Origin of the sequence: Kribbella sp. NPDC056861 (genome assembly GCF_040687575.1) — a bacterium.
Lineage (GTDB): Bacteria > Actinomycetota > Actinomycetes > Propionibacteriales > Kribbellaceae > Kribbella.
In genome coordinates, this window is the sequence record NZ_JBFBNQ010000004.1 from 272047 (window position 1) to 293319 (window position 21273).

General features: G+C 58.8%; 21 protein-coding genes. 11 read left to right on the forward strand and 10 right to left on the reverse strand.

Annotation, left to right across the window (positions count from 1 at the left end; all coding sequences use genetic code 11):
* Nucleotides 1-404: 404 nt before the first annotated feature.
* Nucleotides 405-788: a hypothetical protein gene (locus tag AB0P21_RS20780; RefSeq protein WP_363698751.1), complete on the reverse strand. Its 384-nt coding sequence runs from the start codon at nt 786-788 to the stop codon at nt 405-407.
* A 395-nt stretch (nt 789-1183) separates the two neighbouring features.
* Here AB0P21_RS20780 and AB0P21_RS20785 point away from each other — a divergent pair, with 395 nt between their 5' ends.
* The 8 genes from AB0P21_RS20785 (at nt 1184) to AB0P21_RS20820 (ending at nt 9592) form a co-directional block, all read left to right on the forward strand.
* Entirely contained in the window at nt 1184-2407 is a 1224-nt protein-coding gene (locus tag AB0P21_RS20785; RefSeq protein WP_363698752.1) for a hypothetical protein, read from the forward strand.
* Nucleotides 2395-4017 carry a hypothetical protein gene (locus AB0P21_RS20790; RefSeq protein WP_363698753.1) on the forward strand — a complete coding sequence of 541 codons (1623 nt, stop codon included), beginning with the start codon at nt 2395-2397 and terminating at the stop codon, nt 4015-4017. The genes AB0P21_RS20785 and AB0P21_RS20790 overlap by 13 nt, the downstream gene beginning before the upstream one ends.
* 648 nt (nt 4018-4665) lie before the next feature.
* Nucleotides 4666-5904, forward strand: coding sequence for a hypothetical protein (locus AB0P21_RS20795; protein ID WP_363698754.1), 1239 nt, complete (start codon nt 4666-4668; stop codon nt 5902-5904).
* 226 nt (nt 5905-6130) lie between these two features.
* Nucleotides 6131-6529: a hypothetical protein gene (locus AB0P21_RS20800; RefSeq protein ID WP_363698755.1), complete on the forward strand. Its 399-nt coding sequence runs from the start codon at nt 6131-6133 to the stop codon at nt 6527-6529.
* 72 nt (nt 6530-6601) lie between these two features.
* Entirely contained in the window at nt 6602-7102 is a 501-nt protein-coding gene (locus tag AB0P21_RS20805) for a hypothetical protein (RefSeq protein WP_363698756.1), read from the forward strand.
* A gap of 64 nt (nt 7103-7166) precedes the next feature.
* Nucleotides 7167-8480, forward strand: a complete 1314-nt coding sequence (locus AB0P21_RS20810; RefSeq protein ID WP_363698757.1) for a hypothetical protein — start codon at nt 7167-7169, stop codon at nt 8478-8480.
* Nucleotides 8481-8603: 123 nt separating this feature from the next.
* Nucleotides 8604-8924 (forward strand): Lsr2 family protein, encoded by a 321-nt coding sequence (locus AB0P21_RS20815; protein WP_363699477.1) that lies wholly within the window; start codon nt 8604-8606, stop codon nt 8922-8924.
* Between the two features lie 17 nt (nt 8925-8941).
* Nucleotides 8942-9592 carry a DUF6615 family protein gene (locus AB0P21_RS20820; RefSeq protein ID WP_363698758.1) on the forward strand — a complete coding sequence of 217 codons (651 nt, stop codon included), beginning with the start codon at nt 8942-8944 and terminating at the stop codon, nt 9590-9592.
* A gap of 271 nt (nt 9593-9863) precedes the next feature.
* On the opposite strand, the gene AB0P21_RS20825 is transcribed toward AB0P21_RS20820, so the two are convergent.
* The 3 genes from AB0P21_RS20825 to AB0P21_RS20835 form a co-directional block, all read right to left on the reverse strand.
* The gene (locus AB0P21_RS20825; protein ID WP_363698759.1) at nt 9864-10793 is read right to left on the reverse strand and encodes an EcsC family protein; all 930 of its coding nucleotides are present in this window, start codon (nt 10791-10793) and stop codon (nt 9864-9866) included.
* Nucleotides 10794-11137: 344 nt separating this feature from the next.
* The gene (locus AB0P21_RS20830) at nt 11138-12319 is read right to left on the reverse strand and encodes a Shedu immune nuclease family protein (protein WP_363698760.1); all 1182 of its coding nucleotides are present in this window, start codon (nt 12317-12319) and stop codon (nt 11138-11140) included.
* Between the two features lie 196 nt (nt 12320-12515).
* Nucleotides 12516-13217, reverse strand: coding sequence for a PIN domain-containing protein (locus AB0P21_RS20835; protein WP_363698761.1), 702 nt, complete (start codon nt 13215-13217; stop codon nt 12516-12518).
* A gap of 889 nt (nt 13218-14106) precedes the next feature.
* Between AB0P21_RS20835 and AB0P21_RS20840 the strand changes: the two genes are divergently transcribed.
* From AB0P21_RS20840 to AB0P21_RS20850, 3 genes are all read left to right on the forward strand, one after another.
* Nucleotides 14107-14433, forward strand: coding sequence for a Dabb family protein (locus AB0P21_RS20840; protein ID WP_363698762.1), 327 nt, complete (start codon nt 14107-14109; stop codon nt 14431-14433).
* A 35-nt stretch (nt 14434-14468) separates the two neighbouring features.
* Nucleotides 14469-15584, forward strand: a complete 1116-nt coding sequence (locus AB0P21_RS20845) for an OB-fold nucleic acid binding domain-containing protein (RefSeq protein WP_363698763.1) — start codon at nt 14469-14471, stop codon at nt 15582-15584.
* A gap of 172 nt (nt 15585-15756) precedes the next feature.
* Nucleotides 15757-16932, forward strand: a complete 1176-nt coding sequence (locus AB0P21_RS20850; RefSeq protein WP_363698764.1) for an L-tyrosine/L-tryptophan isonitrile synthase family protein — start codon at nt 15757-15759, stop codon at nt 16930-16932.
* A 7-nt stretch (nt 16933-16939) separates the two neighbouring features.
* Here AB0P21_RS20850 and AB0P21_RS20855 read toward each other — a convergent pair whose 3' ends face one another.
* From AB0P21_RS20855 to AB0P21_RS20880, 6 genes are all read right to left on the reverse strand, one after another.
* Nucleotides 16940-17464: a hypothetical protein gene (locus AB0P21_RS20855; RefSeq protein WP_363698765.1), complete on the reverse strand. Its 525-nt coding sequence runs from the start codon at nt 17462-17464 to the stop codon at nt 16940-16942.
* Nucleotides 17465-17607: 143 nt separating this feature from the next.
* On the reverse strand, nt 17608-18066 hold the full coding sequence (locus tag AB0P21_RS20860) for an Imm1 family immunity protein (protein ID WP_363699478.1): 459 nt from the start codon (nt 18064-18066) through the stop codon (nt 17608-17610).
* A complete protein-coding gene (gene tgmC / locus AB0P21_RS20865; protein WP_363698766.1) occupies nt 18066-19262 on the reverse strand; it encodes an ATP-grasp peptide maturase system methyltransferase in 1197 nt (398 codons plus the stop codon). Before tgmC ends, AB0P21_RS20860 begins: the two co-directional genes overlap by 1 nt.
* Nucleotides 19259-20236, reverse strand: coding sequence for an ATP-grasp ribosomal peptide maturase (gene tgmB / locus AB0P21_RS20870; protein ID WP_363698767.1), 978 nt, complete (start codon nt 20234-20236; stop codon nt 19259-19261). Before tgmB ends, tgmC begins: the two co-directional genes overlap by 4 nt.
* The gene (gene tgmA / locus AB0P21_RS20875; protein WP_363698768.1) at nt 20236-20508 is read right to left on the reverse strand and encodes a putative ATP-grasp-modified RiPP; all 273 of its coding nucleotides are present in this window, start codon (nt 20506-20508) and stop codon (nt 20236-20238) included. The genes tgmB and tgmA overlap by 1 nt, the downstream gene beginning before the upstream one ends.
* A 397-nt stretch (nt 20509-20905) precedes the next feature.
* A complete protein-coding gene (locus tag AB0P21_RS20880; RefSeq protein WP_363698769.1) occupies nt 20906-21241 on the reverse strand; it encodes a hypothetical protein in 336 nt (111 codons plus the stop codon).
* Nucleotides 21242-21273: the final 32 nt, after the last annotated feature.

The following is a 21273-nucleotide window of genomic DNA, read 5'->3' on the forward strand; positions in this document are numbered from 1 at the left end:
TCTTTGATCGGGTGAGTAGGTAATGAATCCGTGAAGAGGATGGGTAAGCGCCAACTCCTCCATCCCCAAGTAAGCGACCATCCTGTAGCCGCGGTCGCTAGAGAACTCTGGAAGCGGACCTTCGATTCACTATTGAGTTCTCAAAGTTCGAGCAGGTGTCGGCTTGGGTGAAGACGCTGCCGACCCTTGGGTGCTGCGAGAGAGGCGATGCCCTCTGAGCGAGGACTCTCCGGCGGATTCGCCGATAGACAGAACATCACCACGACCCACCGTCTATCGACGAAGACCGCGAACTTCAGAGACCGGGTGCATGACAAAAGCCCAGGTCAGAGCCTGGTTCCTCGAACTTTTGGGAGAACTTCGGGCGGGTTTCGACACGCCTCCGAGGCGGGGCAGCCGGAGTGCTAGCGGGGCGCTCGGGGCGACTGATCGTCAGACGACGGAATCTCAGACGGGTGCTCGGCCCGCTCACGCGGGTCCGGGTAGCCGAAGTGCTCCTCGAACGTGACGCCGTCTAGACCCATGCCGCGGTTGTAGGTTGCGACTGCCCGGATCTCCTCAGGCGTTGGGTTTTCAGGATCTGTTGCGTAGGTCTCGATTTCCGCCCTCAGGCCAGGCGGGAGCATGCCGCGTTGGTAGGTCCGCAGCGACTCGAATTCCTCCATCTCTTCGGGAGATGGAAAGCGATACTCGCCGTCCAGGGCAGTACCGACGGCCAGAACTTCAGGAGCGTCTGAATTTTGATCCGCAGTTACTTCTTCGTGGGGTATTGGGTGTTGCTCTGACATATATAGCTCTGCATTTAGTTATAACATGCAGGTAACAATTTGTCGACAAAGGGGAGCAATTAGCCTATGCTCTAACCCTTTAAGTCATCAACCAGGGGTGGGCTGTAGTGGTTGAAGATATGGGGGAGTTTCGCAGGGTCCTTGCGGATTGTCTGGAGTACCTGGCGAAGCATCAGGGTGCTCAGCGATCCAACCTGCATCAATTGCTTGAAGGGCGATTGAGCCCACTCGCTGACGCTCTCGGAGTCCCAGTGACCCGGGGCGCCGATGAGGCAAGGCGATCTCTCGGCGCAGCGCTGTCTGGGGTGGTCGGTCAGCTTGAACGACTGGAGAGCAATGAGCCTCTAACCCCTGAGCAGAAGCGACGACGCTACCGACTCTGCGTCGCTGTCACCTTGAACATCTTCAATGAGCCTGCGATCCGGACGATGCAACTTGAGCAGCGGCGCGCGTGGCTGGAGAAGCATCCGGATCGCACCTTGCGAACCAAGGTCAGCAGGGCGCGCGAAGAGTGGCCGCTGGCTGTGAATCAGATGGTTGACGTCATCGCTCAGCAATACATGGCGACGAATCCGGGTGAACTGGAGCGTGTGGGTAAGGCTATAGCTCAATCGCCCGCACCGCCGGTGTCCGGCGATCCCATCCAGCCCGCAGACGAGTTGAACGCGCCGAGTGGTCAAGATCGTCCGAACCGCCGGCCGATGTTCTGGCGAAGGCACCCGCTCCTCACGACGACGGGAATCGTGGTCGTCTGCACAGCACTTGCCGTCGGAGTGCCCACGGTGATCGACAACTTCAGCTCTGACCCCGGCGCTGCTGCTACTGGCGATCAAGGATCCGGTGACTGGATTCGGTCGACCACTACCGCAATAGGCAGTCTCGGAGGTGGGCTGGGAATCGCGTACGCCAGCGACCAGTCCGATCACGCTAAGACGGTTGCTGCCGAGCTCACGAAGATCACCGAGAGCGTCAGAAGCAACAAGACCGCCGCGGGTGTGTACGAGAAAGAGCAGAACGTTGCTTTGCGCGAAATTAAACAGGGAGGGGCCTACATGCTTCGCGGTATGGCGATCGATATCGAAGTCGAGGGCCTTGCTGATAGTGAGATCACCATTTACGACGTTGTCGTGAGGCCTGCCAGTAAGCCAGTCCCGCTCGGGACAGCGATGGTCCTCTACAACAGCGGCGGCGGCGACACGCCGCGAATCATGAAGTTCAACATGGATACTGATCGGCCCATCGCAAGGCAGGATGTGAAAGGCTCGGATGAGCCCGGCCCGCCCTTCTTCGAGGTAGAGCGCATCGGCCTTCCAAAGGGACATAAAGAATCGCTGCTAATGTACTTTCGTCCGACGAGTGTCGCGTCCGAGTTCGACATCTCGATCCTCTATGAGGTCAATGGAAAGAAGTATGTGGAGAAGGTCGATCTGGAAGGGCATCCCTTCCGTATTGCGCCGGTCGCGTGCCCGCTGAACATGCATGATGTTGTGAGCGCGTCGGAAGAGGCCAAAAAGATTGCGGCCAAGGAGTATGAGCACGCCTATAATTTCGGCTACGGTCCCGAGGGTGGCACGGTAGTGAGCCCCAAGAAATTTAGGGAGCTCCGATGCGAATTCTAAACCTTGCTGAATATCGGCGGGTCGTGGCGCTTATTGGTACAATCAGCGTTGGAGCGGTTGGCGTATCCTGTTCTAAGGCGCAGGATCATCCATCTGTGACAGAGCCGCTCAGGTATTCATATTTCACGAAATCTGATCTCGTCGTGATGGACGGAACTCGAGAGGTGGCCAGGCAGAAAGTCGCCTACATGAAAGATTATCGCGGCGCCGTCTGGACGCTGGATACGAAATATGTAGCTGCTGTCATTGATCCGAAACAGGGAACAATCGAACCAAGCGCGCGAAAATTGCTGGTGATTGATGCAACGAATGGTGAAAGCCGTGAGCTTGCCTGTCCAAGTTGTAGCTCGCTCGCGCCTATCGGGGGTAGCCAACTTGTTGCCATGGTGGATAATCAAGATGGTCCCGACTCCGTTTTTCGCTTCGACCTGAATGAGACACGCGCGCCGGTACGCTTATCTTTGAGCCTCCCCGCTAAGCAAAGCTCGCTCAGTTACCCCGTATTTGTGTCCGGTGTGGATGGTGCAGCGCTCCTTACTGGGTTGGATGGAGATGGGCACACCGCCTACTATCAGTATAAGCCGGATGGTTCAGCTATTCCCGTCGGATCGGAAAGCTTTGTCGATGTTCAATATAGAAGCTTTGAAGGCGGAGCTGTTACGCGTACGTCGGATGGACAAGTTCACTTCGCTGGAGCCGAAGGGCAACGATTGTCACCAGATGCTTGCGCCTCGGCAGGAGTTGTAACTCTCGGATCTTTCGGTAAGTCAGATCCGATTTTCACTGATATGTCTGTCATAAACCCGGCGAAGCATACTGCCGGAGTTGATTCAATGGTCGGAACCATTGATCTCTGGTGGGAGCGGAACGGCGAGTTACATGCGGTGATCTGGTCGGCTACATGTGACGACAAGCTAAAAGAGTCGTCGAAGCCGGCGGAGTGGCGTCTCGCTGGCAGTCGATGGATAAAGCTGTCACCTTCCCCTGTGCTAGCTGCACGTCCAGTCGGGTCGGGCAGAGTGATGCTGGTTAACGACTCGCCCGATGAAGATGCGGCGAGTGTGAAACTGGAGGTGGACGGCAAGGTGACCGTGGTCGCCCAGGACGCGCGGGTACTGTCCGCGCCCCCAGTAGCGTCGGTCGACCATCTAGGTATTAGCGAGGCGGATCAGCCGTCTTCACCGAGCACCACAGGTCCCCTTGCGGGGTCGGCGTTTGTAGGAGAGTGGTTCGTCCACGGCGGGAGTCTGACGATCCGAGCGGATGGGACGGCGACACAGTCGCATAGGTACGGATCGTGTACAAGCAGCAAATCTGACTGCTATGTGGAATCCACACTAGATATGCAGCTTTCAACGGATAAGAAGATAGCGACCGGAGTGGTTAGATCCATGAGAGTCGTGACGTACGGTGAAAATTCCCAGACGATACCTGTGGCGGCGCCAAAATGGGAGTTTGACCCGCCGCCAAATAGTGTGGGACAAACATATAGGTACCAATTTGTCGCGATAAATATTATAAAAGATCTTAATCAGCCGTCCGAAGCGACCCAGCCGTTTTGGTGCAACGCGACCAATCCTCCGCTGAACAATGGTCCGTGTGGTGCCTGAGGATGTTAACCGGTGTCCTGCCCGAGAGGTCGATCCGGAGAGGCTGCGGACTACTCACCACGGGGGTCCGGGTAGCCGAAGTGCTCCTCGAACGTGACGCCATCTAATCCCATATCGCGGTTATAGGTTTCGACCGCTCTAATTTCCTCGGGTGTCGGGCTTTTAGGATCGCGTGCATACGTCTCGATATGGGCCCTAGTGCCTGGAGTCTGCATGTCGCGCTGAAATGTTCGAAGGGACTCGAACTCCTCCAACTCTTCTGCGGTTGGATAGCGAGTCTCGGGAACTTCTGGTTGTTTATCCGAACTTGAGGATTCTTGTGCAGTTGGGTGTTGCTCTGACATATATAGCTCTGCATTTAGTTATAACATGCAGGTAACAATTAGTCGACAAATTATTTGGACTGCTCTATGCTCAAGCCTTTGAGTCGTCAACCAGGGGTGGGCCGTAGTGGTTGAAGATATGGGGGATTTGCGCAGGGTCCTTGCAGATTGTCTGGAGTACCTGGCGAAGCGCGAGGGTGTCCAGCGGCCTAACCTGCATCAATCGCTTCAAGGCCGGCTTCGACCTCTGGCTGATGCTCTTGGGGTTCCACCGGCCCGCGGCGCTGACGAGGCAACGCGGTCTCTCGTTGAGGCGCTAACTGGAGTGGTCAAGCGGCTTGAGCGGCCGGAGAGCAACGAGGACCTGACTCCCGACCAGAAGCGGCGGCGCTACCAGTACAGCGTGGCTGTCAGCCTGAACATCCTCGATCAGCCGCTGCTTCGGACGATGCACCTCGAACAGCGGCGAGAGTGGTTAGAGAAGCACCCAGACCGCACGTTGCAGACGAGGGCCAGTCGGGCGCGAGCGGAGTGGCCGCTGGCGATCAAACAGATGGCCGAGATCATCCTTCAGCAGTACATAGCAGCGAACCCGGGTGAGCTGGAGACGGCGGTTGCGGGTCTAGTCCAATCGCCTGCCCTACCCGATCTGCGTGGCATTGATCAGGAGCGAGCTGAAGCACTAGCGGCGAGTGGTGGTGCTGAGCAAAATCAGGAACAAGTGAGAGGCTCCGTTGAAGGGCCGCCGTCATGGCGCAAGCGGCGCGTGCTGTATCCGGTTGTGGCGCTTGCGATTGCAGCTGTGACCGCCACCGGAGTGAACATCATCGGCGGCGATCACGACTCCGGTGATCCGTCGTCGGCTTCAACAAAGGGGACGATTAGCCCCTCAAACTGCCAGAGCGGGTTCTGTGTTGCCCGCGAGTGGCCTCGCATCCGTGGATGCGATGGCGGCACTCAGGTGGCCATGAGTCCCGGTGGGCGAGACTTCACCTCGTTCCCAGCGGAGACAGAAGACATCCGACCGGCAGTGGCTAACGCAGACGGCGGGGGATCTTGGCGGCGCGGTCATCTGTACATGGTTATGTCGAGCGTAGATGGTGAGCCAGTCACGATCATGAACATGGTCCAGCATAGAGATCCAACGCGCCTGCCTGCGCCGGCTTGGGTCTACAAGCCGACCGGCGACTGCGGTGATACCTACTCGCGCGTCTACCAGCTCGATCTGGACGAGGACTCCTTGATTGACCTCGGATTGAACGGCAATCCCCAGGGCAAGGACGGTGACGAGGCTGTAGTAGCGGAACCACTTGGGCCAGCGTTCACTGTGACGGACCAGCATCCAGCGCTCATCCGCGTAGACGCACTTAGTTGCAAGGACAATTATTCCTGGACGCTTGACATCACATTTGTCCGCGACGGTGTCACAGGCACTCGCATAATCGGTCCATATCGCTCCATGGGCAAGGCTGAGAACACAGAGCTACACCAAGACGACCCGTACACCGGCAAGCTTTCCGGAGGCGTCACGCGGTTTACATCGAAGCCGACCGACAAGTGTTAGGGCGGCAACTCGCGAGATTTTGCATCGAAGGGGGCTCAATATGAAGCGTTTTCGAATCGCTATAACTGGTGCTACCTGTGCGCTCATGGTCCTGGTGGGTTGCAGCGAGAGCGAGCCGCGGGCCGTGGAGCATCCCGAGGCAAGGCCATCGATCACATCGGCGTCTGCGAGGGCCACAACCTCACCTAGTCCAGCCCTCTCGACTCCACCTCGTCCGGCCGGGCCGATGCTGATCGATGACCGAGGTAAGCCAGTCGCGAATCCTGCACTCGTCAAACGGGTTTATGACTTGTTGGAGAAGGGTGATGTTGATGCCCTTCTCGCATACGGGAAAGACGATTCGTTGTGGGACTACTGGGGCGTGCCGGACATGCTGCGTCAGCCTGACATTCGCGCGAGGATTATGCGGTCAATGACGGCTCATCCTAGCTGCGTCGAGGGCTGCACATACCCTGGATTCGTTGATACCGGATGGGACACGCCTGTTGCGATAGCGGACGGCAAGTTGCTCGGTATTACTCCTGAGACTGTGCCGCATCCCGAGAAGATCACGCCCGTCTACACCAGCAGTTTCGCGGGCTGTGAATGCACTTGGCTGGGGCCGACCGCCCCAGGTAAGCACTGAGTTAGTGGGCCAACGTCTCATGTCATTGGGAACCGTCTTATGAAAATGAGGCGCGGAATCGGTGCAGCGTTGATGCTATTCGCTCTCGTCCTCGCTGAAGCGTCGTGCTCGGCTCCGTCAGGTTCGCAGCCTCCCACTCCGGCCGCATCGGCACAAGAGCCGTCTGTTGCGGGATCGCCTTTTGTTGGTGAGTGGTCCCATCATCACACCAACCTGACGATTCGCGGCGATGGAACTGCCACAATGATTGGCCGTTGGGACGATTGCCCGGCAGACAAGCCTTGCTTCCTCGAGTACACCTTGCAGGCACATCTGACGAAAGACAAGAAGGCTTTGGTAGCAAGGGTGTCAGCCTTTCGTCTCGTCGTGTATGAAAACTCCGGGAAAGTGGTCCCGATGGCAACACCGGACTGGGGCGCTAGCGGGCCACCAAATGATGTCATCGGCACAACTTACAACCTGATATTCGCAGGACCGAATCTTCTGCACGATACAATTCTGGCCAATGAAGGGCTGGATTACTGGTGCAACGTCAAGACCTCTTTAAAGGGGCGGAGTCTGTGCGGCGGGTGAGCAGTGGCATCGCTGTTGAGCGTCAGCGGTGGACGGAGGTCTCACGCTCTGACAACATGACTCCATGGAAGATGACGGGGTGATTGGGGACCAGCTCGTCGCCTTTGCCGATAAAGCTCCACTCTTGATCGCAAAGGCGCGAAAGTTGCAGAGCGACGATCCGGGCGCAGCCGCCGCAGTTGATGAACTTCGTGTGGAGTACATGCGGTGGTACTCCGAGGCGATCAACTTGCTCGACGGCACACTGCGCGAGAGGTTTCGAGCCGAGTTCGAAGGATCTGATGACTCGCCTCGTGTGGAGGCGTTTTTGGGAAACCCTCAGACTCGCACCGTGCATGGATGGTTCCGGTCGGCCGAGTCAACTTTTGTGAAGCCTGTCGAACGGCAAGTCCACACCCTTCGCGAGATGGCCGGCGCACTCCGGTCGCCGCTGGAGCCAGAGGCCTCGCGCAGTCAGCGTAAAACCCGTCGAAATGCCCTTCTCCTCGGAGCGTTGGCTGCCGTAGTTGCGCTGCTTGTTGCCGGGATAAACCTCGCAGTTCGGCAAGGCTCTGGATCGTCGGCTGGTCCTCCGACAGTCAGTGAATCTCCTGAGATTTCGTCCGACGATAAGTCTCTCAGTTTGACGAACTACGGACTCGGTAGCCTCAATGGAGGGTTGGGTTTGGCATATCCTATTGACAAGATGTCACATATGCGTACCGCCGCTCAGCAATTGATCCAGACGAAGGTGCTCGCATTCGAGGATATGACTGACTTCGCGATGCGAGAAGTTGAAGGAGGTGCGTACATCCTTAATGGCCTAATGCTTGAAATGGGTCTCGAAGGCAGAAATGATCGTGAAGTAACCGTCTATGACATTCGCACTATCCCGGTTAGTAAGAACGTGCCTCTTGGCGCTGCCTTTATACTGCGCGGGGCTGGCGGCGGCGATACTCCAGAAATCGTCAACTTCAACATGGATAATCCGGCGCCAATCGCCCGTGGTGGAGCTGTAGCCGGAATAGATGGGACGGCGTCACCGTTCTTCACGACGAACCGAATCAGCCTGGCGAAAGGGCAGAAAGAGACGCTATCATTGTGGTTCGCAGCGCGATCCTACGCATCTGAATTCTTTGTAGATATCGCCTTCGAGGTAGCTGGTAAGAAGTATATAAAACGTCTCGATCTGAACGGTCAGCCGTTCCGCGTCGCACCTCTTTCTTGTGCGATGAAGCGCGAAACCCTTGGCCTCGGCGATGGATACGACCCGGATCTCAGCTCGAAGCGGTACGGGGCTTTACTTCAGCTTGTGAACGATGGAAGCACTAGGCCGAGTCTTCGGGAGCGCGATCCGAACGGCTTTGCAACTGCAGGATGTGACACGTGGTATTGGTGAGTCCGAGTACCGGGCTGCGCTGGAACGTCAGTCGATCTCGCCCGGGATGGGGCTGTTGTTTCCCTCGGAATCACGAGGCTACGATGAGAAGAAGAACGATCGGGAGGAAGAATGTCTCAAAGGATGGAAGTCCGGTTATCCGACGATCTCACTGGACAAGACATCCCTGAAGGTAGAGGCGAGACCATCGCCTTCGCCCTCGACGGTCAGATGTATGAGATCGACCTCACCAACAAGAACGCCGGGGTGCTTCGGAAGGCTCTTTCACCGTACGTCGAGGCTGGCCGGCGCGTCAGAACTTCCCGAGGGGCGAAGGTCCGACGGACACAGGTTGGCCCTGACGCCACCACTCTGAGGGAGTGGGCGCGAGCCAACGGGTATCAAGTCAGCGACCGAGGCCGCGTCTCGATGCAAATCCGCCAGGCGTTCGACGCCGCCAGCTGATCGCACCGGGGGATTGCATGAGCACGTCGCTGTTCGAGTTCGTGCTGAACAACGCTGCTGCCATGACGCGAGAGCGTATCGTCCGTGACCGTCTCTTGGGCCTTGATCCCCACGAAGAAACGTTGACTCAGAACCTAACGTCCCAGATCATCGGCGGCGTCGCGCCTGGTTCGCTCCCGGTTGCGATGAAGGAGATCGATCGACGCAGCGAGTCCCGGCTTTATGGCGCAGATCTGGCGCTGTGGATCCGCGGCCGCTCTGGCAAACTGGCCGGTCTTCATCTGCAGGCAAAGCGTCAGTATCCGGATGACACCTATCGCAAGCTGGGCTACAAACCCGAGAAAGCCAAGAGGCGCCAGATCGACCAGCTCGTTGTTGGTGCGCGTGCTACCGGCGCCGGCGCAGGCTACATCTTCTACAACGGGCTCACTGAGTCCCAGCCGGGCGGCTCGGCCTGCTGCCTGGCTGACTACTCGCCCACGAGAAACGGCGTCACCCTGACGACGGTCCATCATGTCGAACGGTGCATCGATGAAAATCCGAGGGAGACGCCCCGGCAGATGATCGAGGATGACTGTAACCCGCTCGGCTGTCTAGCGCGATGCGTTGGCCAGACGCCTCCACACAAGGAGGATGACCTCGCCGAAGCGATGCGTTCGTGGTACTAGACGCAAGGCGGCGCACCGGCGATGAATCTGGTTGGTGTGAGGTCTGCGCCGCCGTACTTGTCGAGCCTGCTTATCCAGCTTGGCATGGTGACCGAGGATGAGCAGCCCTTCACCGACGAACCTCTCCAGCCGGAGCTCTCGACAGGCTTTGACCGCGACCGCCGTGTCTCCCAAATTGCGCTCATAGACGCTGCCACTGTGTGAACTGTCGCCTGGGCAACCTTCACGCACCTCATGGGCCGGGCTCGAAATGGTGCATTGGCCTCTCGGATCAGGGAGTCTCGGCTGAGTTCCGGAGGTTCGGAGGCATCGGGAGAGCATACTTCTCCGACAGAAGGCTCGTCTGTGCGTACAGGGCGGCCTGCTTAGCCACATCACCGAGAACGTAGGCGTTGGTTCCCGCGCCGGCTACTACCGCGACAACGGGCATGAACTTCGTGGCCTTCTCGACCGGCACACGCTGACCGTTGGCGAACTGCTTGAGCAGCTTCTCGACCGCCGCCATCAGACGATGGTCTTCACGAAGCTTCTTGCTCCAGTTCTTGCGACCAAGGCCGGCGTTGAAGGCCGATGATGCTTCGCGGACGGCGAGGGTCTTCGGTGCTTGCTCCTTGTACGCGCGCAGCACCATCCGATCGATGAGGTGCCGCTGATCAGGATCCATTGCGTCAAAGCCGTAGGCGTACGCCACGCGAGTCGCGATGGCCGTACTGAGCACCTGCATGACTACGACATCGAGCGTGATCGCCGTGACGCCGCCGGCAACCGGCACGAGTGCAAGCACGCCGAGAGCGCCGCCCTCGGCAGCTCCGGCAGTCCGCCACTGAAGCACTATCCGACGAGTGATCTCGTCGAGGTCCTTGAGATCAAGTGCTTGCAGGTCCGCCAGGGTCGACACCTCGCGTCCCTTCGCACGGTGGTGCGCCAGGACCTTCTCCGGGTCCATGAGTTCGGCCGTCCAGTCGGTGACCAGCTCAAGCAAGTGAACGGCACCTTTGAGCGCTGGAATCAGGGCGCTGTCGAGCGTGGCTCCGGTAGCGTCCTTAACTGGCTGAGGTGTCACCTCGCTGATCTTTCGCCCGGCCTTCGCGGTCACGTCGCGCGCCGATGCTCCGGCCACATTGATCGCTGATCGCGCCTTCGGCGGGAGGAGAGCGCTGGGCTCAGATTCTTCGCCCAGTGTGCTTGCAGTTCTGTCCATCGCTTGCGCTCGTAGTCCGACATCTCCTGCGGCAGATCCCCCTGGCGGCTCACCACGAAGACGGTAGGGGAATGCAGCTATATGTCAAGAGTATTTCCGCCTCGGCCACACCCTGCTGCTATCAAGCCGGTCAAGGAACTGTGCATCTCCCTCGACCGAAGCTGTGCCGTTGGCCGGTGCTGTAACCGCGCGCCACAGCGGGAGCAGTACCCTTGCGACCTCTTGGTCAACCTCCCCGGCGTGGTCGACGCAAACAGACCCCGGATAGTAACGACACCGCATCGGCTGCCCCCTCCCCTCCGACTAACTGTCGGTCAGCGAGGCCGGAGCGTTTCACGACTGAGCTACTGCGCCTGGTCCTCGGCTTCGGACAGCAACCACTCGGCGCGAGCGAGCAGCTCGTCGAAGGTCAGAATATCCGGCTCGTAGAGGTTGCGGCGGTACAGCTCAAACGAGCGCTGCTTCTCGTCGATGACATTGCCGTTGCCACTGAGCAGCTGGCCGAGATGGCCGACGATCAGGAACGAGCGCGGGCGGATGAGGTAGGTGTCCGTGCCGAGGTTCCCGCCCTCAGCATCCTTGTCAGCGAACTTGTCTGAGAGTTGCTGCACCGCGCGATAGACGGTCTGTTGGACCTGGGTGACTCCACCGGCCAGTTCCTTGCTCGGCGCCCAGCATCCCGGACGGTAATCCCTGGTGTCGAGGAGGGCTGTCCGGTGGTGCTTGATCTCGGCGAACACCATGGACCGGATGACACCTGTTGTCCGGAGCATCCCGTCGGCACGTTTACCTGGGCCGGCGACGGAGTGACCGGCAACTACCTGCTCTAGGCGATCGTCATCCCACGAGGTCAACAACTGACCGGCCAGGCCGATACCGAGTACCCAAGGGTTCCGCTCGAGGAACTGTTGCCAGACCTTTTCCGGTCCGCCAACGCGTTCGGCCTCGGCGTCGAATCGGTCGTCTTCGTCCAGCAGCATGCGGAAGTTCGCAAGCTCCTCGCGGCGGTGGGCCAGCGCGATGACGTCGCGCGCCGAGGAGTCGTTCTGGATGAGTTGAGTCAGCTGCCCGCGCTCCTGGCGGTACAACTCCTCAATCCCATGCGGATCTTCGATAACGGCCCGCAGGATGTCGTCATCGACGACAGTCCGGTCGTCACCCTCGATCGGGACCTGGTCCAGCAGCTTGATGGTGTTGATGAAGCGGCCTGTCTGGTCGCGGTTGAGCTTGAGGATCGTCTCCAGTTTCGCGACCGACCGAGTGGTCTTGACCTTCTGGACCACCATCTGACGGACGACGCCTTGCTCGCGTGCCAGCATCAGTCGGACTTGGGTGCGGGCACTCTCGGACAACGTGACTACCTCCCACTCGAACTCGCCCACATCGAGCGGCTCCTCATCGAACACTTTGTTGACGTACCGCGCAGGCTGTCCGAAGTCTCGCGAGGTATCGAACCGCAGCGGGAAGCTCCGACCGATGTAGGTGCGAGTCGTCAGACGGGCCAACGCAAAGTCGGCATCGCTCATCCGCTCGTCTGGGTCGCTGAATGGATCACTCACCTGGGTGCACACCTTCGTCTGCCTCACGGTCCGAGCGCTGAACGTCCCCCCAGGTGTACGGTTCAGCGTTCAGACACACTACTCTCCGTCGATGCGAGGTACGCCAAATGTAGTGGCGTGTCGGCCACTGTGACGCAGGGTGAAGAAAGCCGGGTCCTGGCGATCAGGTCCGTGGCGGTTCCTCCGCTGAGCGGGGAGTGTCGAGTTTGACGACATCCAGACCAGCCGTTCGCGCGCGAGTCGACTGGCTGGTGTCGAAGGTGATGAACTTGATGGTGCGTCCGGCGAGCGTCTGGATGGCTTGTGCGCGATCAACGATCTCGTCGTCGTTGATGGGCAGCCGACTATGCCCCGGAGGATCCAGTACCAGCTCAATCGTCACCGCGCCCCGCGGTGATTCTCCGTCTTCCCTCGGGGATCGGTCGGCTTCGTGCAGTCGGCCTTCCAAGCCACCGACGCCGAGAACGCGGTCGATCACGGCCAAGGTGTAGCCGGCCCGCCAACGCTTGTGCGGCTTTCCGCTTCGCTTCAGACTGTCGAGCTCATCGATCACCACGATCGGTAGCACAAGATGCACCGGCTCGTCCCAGGCCTTCGTCAGAGCCGAAAGATCCAACGCTTCGAGCTTCTGTTCGTGCTCGCAGAAGAGGGTCGTATCAGCGACTACGAAGCGGCCGGGACGCATCCATCGATCGACGAGTTTAGCGAGTTCGCGAATCTCATCTTCGAACATCAGTACGCGTTCGTCGACCTCAGTCGTGAGCAGCCTGCCTTTTGGATCACCCGTTTCCATAGGCAACATGGTTTGCAGCGCCCAGTAGCGCCTGGTCAGAATTAGGCGATCGAGATCCGCCGCGCTAATCATGGAGCGGAGCATGCGCGTTGACTGGTTCGCCCAATCGATATAGGCGTCGTACTGAGATCGGATTGTGTGACCAGCTGATCGGGTGTTCTGGAGGCCAGCGCAGGTCGCGTTGAGCGTCTCAAGCAGACGCTTTCGATCCGTGCCAGGAAGTACTCTACTTAGCATCGCCCGATGCTGGTCTAGAACCACAGTACGCGCAAGTGCCGCGCGCTCTCATAGTGCACCTGTATGCCCAGTTTTGCGTCGGCCGGCCAGAATCCGTGCTCACGGCGGGCTCAGTGAGCGCGCCCGGTGTCTCTTTCTGCATCCTCGGCCCGCTTAGCTCTGGTGGCTGCAGACGGCAGATCGATGTAGGTGGCGCGCCGGACGCGCTACTTCAAGGCTCCCGCAGTTTCCTAGGCTTCGACAACTACATTTTCGTCGCCTGTGGATAACGCGGTGACCGATGCTCGACCTTAAACAGAGCCGCTACCAGCGCGGGCGAGGGACCTTCGCTCGGTCTGATCCGAGATCGACCAGCGGACGCCTTCGGGTGACTCTTTCCACTCGAACGAACCTGTCCTGATCCGTCGCCGTCGATGCGCCCCTGATGGCCTGACGTGACTGCTTGATCCTGACCTCGGAGTCGGCTGGCCAGCTCTCGTCGTTCTGGATGAGCTGAGTCAACTGCCCACGCTCCTGGCGGTATGCCTCCTGAACGCCGTGCGCCGCACGCGGACGAGGAGCGGGTGAAGGCTGGTCTAGCCATTGACCACAGCACGAAAAGCCTTGATGCTTAAGATCCTCCTATGGGGGGTTCGATCATGGAGGCAATTCGGGTTGGCCAACCTAGAACCTTCAATCGTACACAAATGATTTATAATAGTGTTGAGGAAGGTGCTTCGAGAAGATGGTAGAAAGACTGGATAGGCCCATCAGTGGACACGCTGTTCACATCGCGATCTACAAGTGGAAAGATGACGCGCCTATCGATCGCCTTGAAGAGGCGATGGATAAACTCCGCGGAATGGCTGATGATGTTCCTGGTATGCGCCTCATAACCTGGGGGCGGAATACCAATAAATGGGCCGAGGGGTTCACTCACGCGATCTTGATTCTTGGCGACGACGAGACCGCTATCGAGCAGTATCGTGCCCACCCATTGCACAAGGATGTCGCTGAATTCATCGATCTATGGGAAGGGTTTGGTGTGGGGGTCGACTTCAAGAAAGACTGAGAGTTCCGCGCGCCTTACGTTGGGGGGACCAGGTAGTGGGCGTCGAAGTAACGCTAGCTCGCGATGCTCGAATACATCACGAGCTATATCCTGATACCGATCTGAGCGTAGTGCTGCATGGACGCATCACAAATGCATATCGACGCTCCAACAAGGTCCGATTCTTCACGGTCAGAGACGTTAGTGAATCAATCCAGATCCTCCTTGATCGGTCTACCGTCGAAGAAGTGGTCTGGAATGCATTCGAAGGGTTGGAAATCGGAGTAGGTGTTGAGGTCAGAGGTAGGGTCGGACGGTCGAATAACGGCAAGATTTCCGTTTTCCCGACTCATGCGCCGGTCCGCCTCGCTCCATTAGGCCTACGGGAACTCCTGGCTGACGAATACAGCGGAGTAGGCACTCAGATGCTATTGAGCCGCCTAGAGAATCGCTGTAGGAGGTACTTAGAAACTCAGGGCTACATTGAATTGACGGCAAGGTACCTTTCAAGCTCTTGGCCTGAGGGGGGCCTGCAGGCGCTGAACGTAATCTTTCCAGGTCAAAGTCGTGTGCCCTTCTTCCTTGCAGTCAGTCCCGTGCCGCAGCTGCTTCGCGCCATTCTGGCAGTTGGACAGAGCGACTTCTTCACTATCTCTAGAACTTTTGCCACGAACTTTATAGCGACCCAGAACGGTGCGGAATCCGTGATGGCTGGGGCCATCCTTCTAGGGAAATCGGTCGACGACGCGAGTGATGTCGCGCTGCCTCTCGTCAAGGAACTATTACTGCACTACGAAACGGGCATGGAACCTGAACTCCGAGAGGAGTGGGAGGTTCCGCATACTGTCTCCGTCTCGAGTTCGCTGGATCGCGTAGAAGCCCGAGCGGGGCTGCATATCCATTTCGCCAGAGGATTGCAGGGCATCCGCGGCCCTGGCGACTTTCCGGTTACGGATGCATTTCAGATTCACTGGCGAGACGAGCTGGTTCTATCGGAAGGCTACTCAATGGGTTTAGGACGGGGCCTGTTCGCAACGACCTTGGTCCTCTATATTGAGAGGTTTCTGCCATTGCTGCGGGCTCAAGATAATCGACGAATTCGCGACTTGGTTCACCCCGGAACTCACGAGGAACAACATAGTGATAGTCCCGCCGGCAGCGAAGAGAACTGAGCTGGAGCTCCTCGTAGAAGGAGCCGACTCGAAACCTGCAGGTCTAGTGTCCAGCGTTGAGACTGCCTTCGACTCGCAGTCAGGTTTGATGTACTTGGCCCGGAGATATGAATTTTCGGCGGACTACGAGATCCCGACGGATATGCCCTCGACTGAGTGGATTCTCGCCACATTGGCCAACTTCGTGCGCGGCGAGTTCGGACCTGGGCGCGATACGGCAGTGCACATTCCCGCTCCGCCACGACCGATATACGCGAGTCCTGTTTCGATTCAGTGGGAAGACGTTGCTCTGCAATACCTGTCGTCATGCGAAAGAGAATTGGTTTTCAGCGGCTATGCGAGTGCCGTTGCGCGAAACTCGGGAGAAGAAACGCTGGCGCGTTTACACTCTTTACTCACTCATCCCATGCTGGGCAACGCCGCGAATGGAAGAAACGTTCCGTTAGATGTGTTTTCAGATAACCTTCGAGATAAAATTGATCAGAATGAGAGATTGCTGTTCGTCTTCCCTGGCTTCCCGTTCAAAGATCAGAATGACTTTCGGACACTAGGCGGCCCGACGGATTTCGACTTAGCGGAGATCGCCCTTCTGATACGTCTCCACACCCTCTCGGTGGCGATCTATCAGACGTATCATATGGGCGCAGACTGGCTGATATTGACCGATGGATCAGCCTTTAGCGATGCTTTGCGAGTTAGTGAGAGCGAGACCAGGGACTATCAGGAACGGCTGCGTACTTTGCGGAATACTCTTGATATTGGGCGCGCGGTATCGTTCGTGAACTTCTGGGATCTCCGTCGATTCGTCGATCAGCCAGAAGGCTACTGGCATCGACTGCTTGCCCATGTCTTTGATACTTTGAGTTTGGGTATTCTCGACCAGGACGCGGCGGTTGACCCTCTCGCAGTTTTGACGCGAGGCATGAAGCGAAATGTCAACCTCAAGGATCTCAGAGGAGATACATCTTGGGAAGACTGGTGGAACGTATTGCATTCTTCCCGAGACCATGCGGGTGCTGGTCAAGTTGATCTGTGGGACGAAGTGGACCGTGTCTGTCGCGAGTCTGCTATAAAGTACGCAGCCTTCAATCTAGCCTCCAAATGGGTCGATTTGGAGCGCCACACCTTCCCGACATCGATCCGCGCCACGATTCACGCCAAGCGCGGGCAATTAGCGGTACCGAAGATTGGTTCAGAATTTCCTTGGAATGGAACGGCCTTCATCAACGACGAGCGAGTTGGTGTGAGGTCGGTGTCTTGCCGGCCTCTTCATGAGCTGGCAGCGCAGGGCATCCCAATCGTTCCCTACAGGGATGAGACCGGAAGGATCTTGTTCGTGTCCCATTAGAAGACCCTCAGAAAGGATGGAGAGGTTTGGCTGTCTCGACAGTCGCTTTGCTAGTAAACGGCGTTCCGCTACGTCCGCGTACTTCCGTCGCCGTGATGTCTCGAAGCTTGGTTGCAGCATCATATACTCGCTCATATTGAGCAGGGCTCAAATTCGGAGTATTCAACGCTATGGTGGATTGGATCGCGTCGACTAACGAGAAGTATGCCGCGCGGGCCTGGTCAGTGAGCAGGAGGCCGCCTGTCTGGAAATACCATTCGTCCAGGTTGGTTAGCGTTGTCGCCATCGCAGCCGTGGTGAGATCTTGGTCTTCAGGTGTCTTTCGAATCTGCTGGGTACGGGCCCACAATGCTTGGTAGATCGCCAAACGCTGTTTGTACTTCTCGCCTTCAAAGGCAGCTGTTACGGTCATACGCGCAGTGCGCCAGGTAACCAATGAGCTGATGACTGCGCCAATCACTACTCCGATGAGAGCGAAGATTGGTGCTGAGGTGCTGGCGCTACTGACTACTAAACTTTCCGTAATCATCACGGGCGGATCCTCTCGGCGGCGAGCGCGAGGTGGTGCGACGACTGTGTCCTGGACAACGGGCGACGCATCCAATGCTTTCTACAAAGCATACACCGCTGGACATGCTGGAGCGGGCTTTTGCTGCGGGGGCTCCTGGTGATCTTTCACGTCGTCCACTGAACTGACGCGGGCCGGTCGCCGCCGCTTTCGAGGAATTCATTGACAGCCGTCCGTATTTCCTTCAAAGGCAGTTCAAAATTTCGAGGGAACTCACGTTCGTTGCCCATGAATTGGTATACCTCTACTCCTCCTGCAGAATTCCCTCCACAAGTCAGAAATACCCCATCCTCGCCGGTATAGCGGAGGCCTCCTGTGTCGCCCGGATGGACCTTGACTGCTAATTGGAGCTCGTGATCCGGAACGCCCGCCCTGTTGAGTCGGCCCTTTATGTAGATGCTGGCGATCGAGTTGTTGGCAGAGTGCGCTAGATTCTCGATTAGACGCATGATGTCTGTTGCGCTCGTGATCACGAACGGTCTGGCTCCGTGAGTTCGATCAAAATATGCTTCAGCTACAGGGAACGTGTCATTCCCGCCATCCGTTTGCGGGTTTATCCCATACATTAGTGGAGCTCTGACGGTGACGGCAATCTCCAAGTCGTCGGACTACGGTGAAACCGGACGACCTGTGCCTGAGGGGTCACCGAGACTTGGAACTGCTCGATCGGGGGTTCTCCTGCTTCGGACCAGTCAGTCAGCGCAGCTTCAACAGCATCCCAAAATTTCTGGGGCCCACCTTGCTGGACCGCCCACGCCCCAGGTTTGCCTGTGAACGCGGCGTAGGAGCCGTCGGGTTGAATGATTACGTGATCCGGCTTGTCGTCGTCGGAACCGAGTTGTAGGTACTGCGCCTCTGGTATCGCTAGTTGGGCAACTAGCTGGGCTGGCCCGTAGGTAGCGACTGCATCCGGACCGACTGAGGTCGGACGCGGGATCGATCCGTCAGCAAGGTCGGGAATGACCGCCGGTTCTGGGTAGTGCGCCCTGGAAGGCATGAAGCTGACATACCCGGGCAGGAACTGTCCCTCGGCTGTCCCGTCGCCGGTAACGGTCAATTTGACCAGTCCTGTTCCACCGAGCCATCCGGACAGTGTCACGAGGATGATCGTGCCCGGCTTGGACTGCGCTAGCCACGTCTGCGGCACGTACCTGAAGGAACACGTCGCGATGATGCGGTCGTATGGTGCTCCGCCCGATAAACCTTTCTCCCCGTCTCCGAGGATCAAGTGGGGGCGATAGCCGGCGCGGGCGAGAGCCTGCTGTGCCCGGTCGGCAACCTCCGAATCGAACTCGACGGACGTGATGTTGTCAGCACCAAGGCGATGGCAGCCGAGGGCGGTTGAGTAGCCGGTGCCAGTGCCAATCTCCAGCACCCGATCGCCGTCCTCGACCTCGAGGTCCTCCCACATCCGCACGACGAGACTCGGCATCGTCGACGACGAAGTGGGATTGCCTTCGACAAGCCCGGTGACGTCAGACGGCGTCGTCTTGCCGTCGAGCTGGGTGACCTGGGACGCGTCCTGGTAGGCAAGTGCGAGCCATCGATCGGGAGTCGACAGATCAGCGCTGGTTGGATCCCAAAGCGTCGGCCCACTGGCGGGGTCGACGCGAACGAAGAACTCCGGGATGAACTCGTGCCGCGGGACACCCTCGACGGCCTCGCGCCACCCCGGTGTGCGAATGTGACCGTCGAGCTCCAGGCGCACCGCGAGTTGGTGACGTAAGCCCGAGGCATGTCTGGCTACTTCGTCCGGCGTCACAGTGTTCCCTCCAGCGCATCTGCAAAGGCTTGTGTCATTGGCAATCCGGTGGGTGGCTGCATCCACGCCCATTGCCCGTTTGGGTTGCACTCCAGGAAGTATGGCGTCCCGTCACCACTCACCCCGAAGTCGAAGCACCCAAACGTGAGGCCAAACCGGCGCAGGTACTCCTTCAGCTTCGCCATCAACGATCTGGGAAGGTCGACTGCCTGATACGTCAAGGTGTCGTAGTCGGAGCGCCAGTCCAGCCTCTCGTCGGACGACTCGATCTGTACGCAGAACACGCGGTCGCCAACGACGGTGACGCGCAGATCTGCCACTTTGCCGACGACTTCCGCTTGGAAAATGTGTGCGGTGCCGGCCACCGTCTCATCAAGGTCTTCCGGCTCGACGCGCTGCGTCCACATTGCCTGGGGTCGCCCGTCTCGCATCAGCGCGGTTACCCGCAAGGGCTTGTAGATGACAGGCGAGTGCTTACGAGCGAACGTCCGAGCTGCATCAGGATCGGACGTGATCAATGTCGGGGGCACAGCGAAGCCAAGCTCTGCAGCGACGGTGAGCTGACTCGGTTTGTACTCCGCTGCCCAGTTGCGGTGAGGGTGGTTGACGTAGCGACATCCTGGCAGGCTCGCCAACACTCCGCCGAGGCCTTCGCGTGCTTGGACCTTGGCGAACTCGGCATCTTGGTCGTCGAGCCCTGGGAACTTGTGCGGGGTGGGGCGACGCCAGTAGATAGAGCCGACTTCCGCGAACTCAATCGTGCGGCTCGGCGTGGCCAGCTGTCCGCGCCACTGTCCGCTCTCCACATCCAAGCACGCTGACATCGAGACGTCGTGCGGGAAGTCGCCCGGATTGACCCGGGCGACTTCACACGTGCCGCGCCGGTTCAGCTCAGCGATCACGAGATCCGCGGTGACGTCATCCGCTCCAGTGACTACGAGGACCACTGGCTGGTTACCGGCAGCGGCGGACATCAGTCGCGGTCGCTGTCGTATCCGTTGTCGCTGTCCGGAGCCGGACCGCCGCCACCATCCTGACCAGTTGCCGTACGCGGGTTGGTGGTGGTGCCCGACCCGTGCTTCGGAGATGCCATCAGCGGGATGATCTCGGCGCCGCCGGCATCCTTGAAGCGGCCCAGTTGGGTCGCCGGATCGACATCGACCTCGACGTAGTCGAGCTGAGCGGTCTCCGCGAAGTCACTCGCACGATTGAGACCCCACGGCCTGATCGATTTCGTAGTAGTCAAGAACCTCACTCCTTCGGTCGGTAGCGCAGTTGATGTATCGCTCCGTGTCGAACTGACACGGTGCGCGTTGGGGCTGCGCGCCGTCCCTCGGCAGGCGCATTCGACGAGGGACGGCTGCGGGTTAGGCCCTATCCATCTCTCATCGGGACTGCAATCCCGGTCGTCGAGGCGGAATGGCCACTCCCGAAGTGGTCAGCTTCCGGGAGGTTGGAGCGGCTGGCGCAGAGCAGTCTCGTCCCCTGTCCCGCGCCAGCCGGTTTGTGAGATCTGCGGCCGAGCCCTCCACAGGGGAGGGGAAGGCTCGGCCGCAGACCGCCAGTGACAGAACCGGTAGGTGTGCAGCGATCTTCTGCACGTGAGGGGCTGAGGACGACGACTCCCCACCGGTTCCGCCAGATCATGGGGTGGAGCTCGCAACCACGACCCGAGCGCCTGTTGCCCGCTCGAAGGTGTCCTTGACATCGTGGGCGATGGCCAGGGCAGCAAAGTGCAGTCGACTCGGGATGACCACCGTGGTCACCTCGTAGCGGTTGACTGCCGCGATGAGTGCTTCGAATGCTGCCGGCGTCGTCTCGGTCTCCTCGGTGTAGATGGTGCCCATCGCGAAGCCTTCGACCCGAGCGAAGTCCTCAAGCTGGGACCTGATGTCGGCCAGTTCGCCGTCAGTCATGAGCAGGTGCTTCAGGATGTAGCCGAGGAGGAGCGGGCGTGTGTAGTCGACTTCGCCGCTCAACGCTCCTCGTCCATCCACTGCCGGAACTTGGC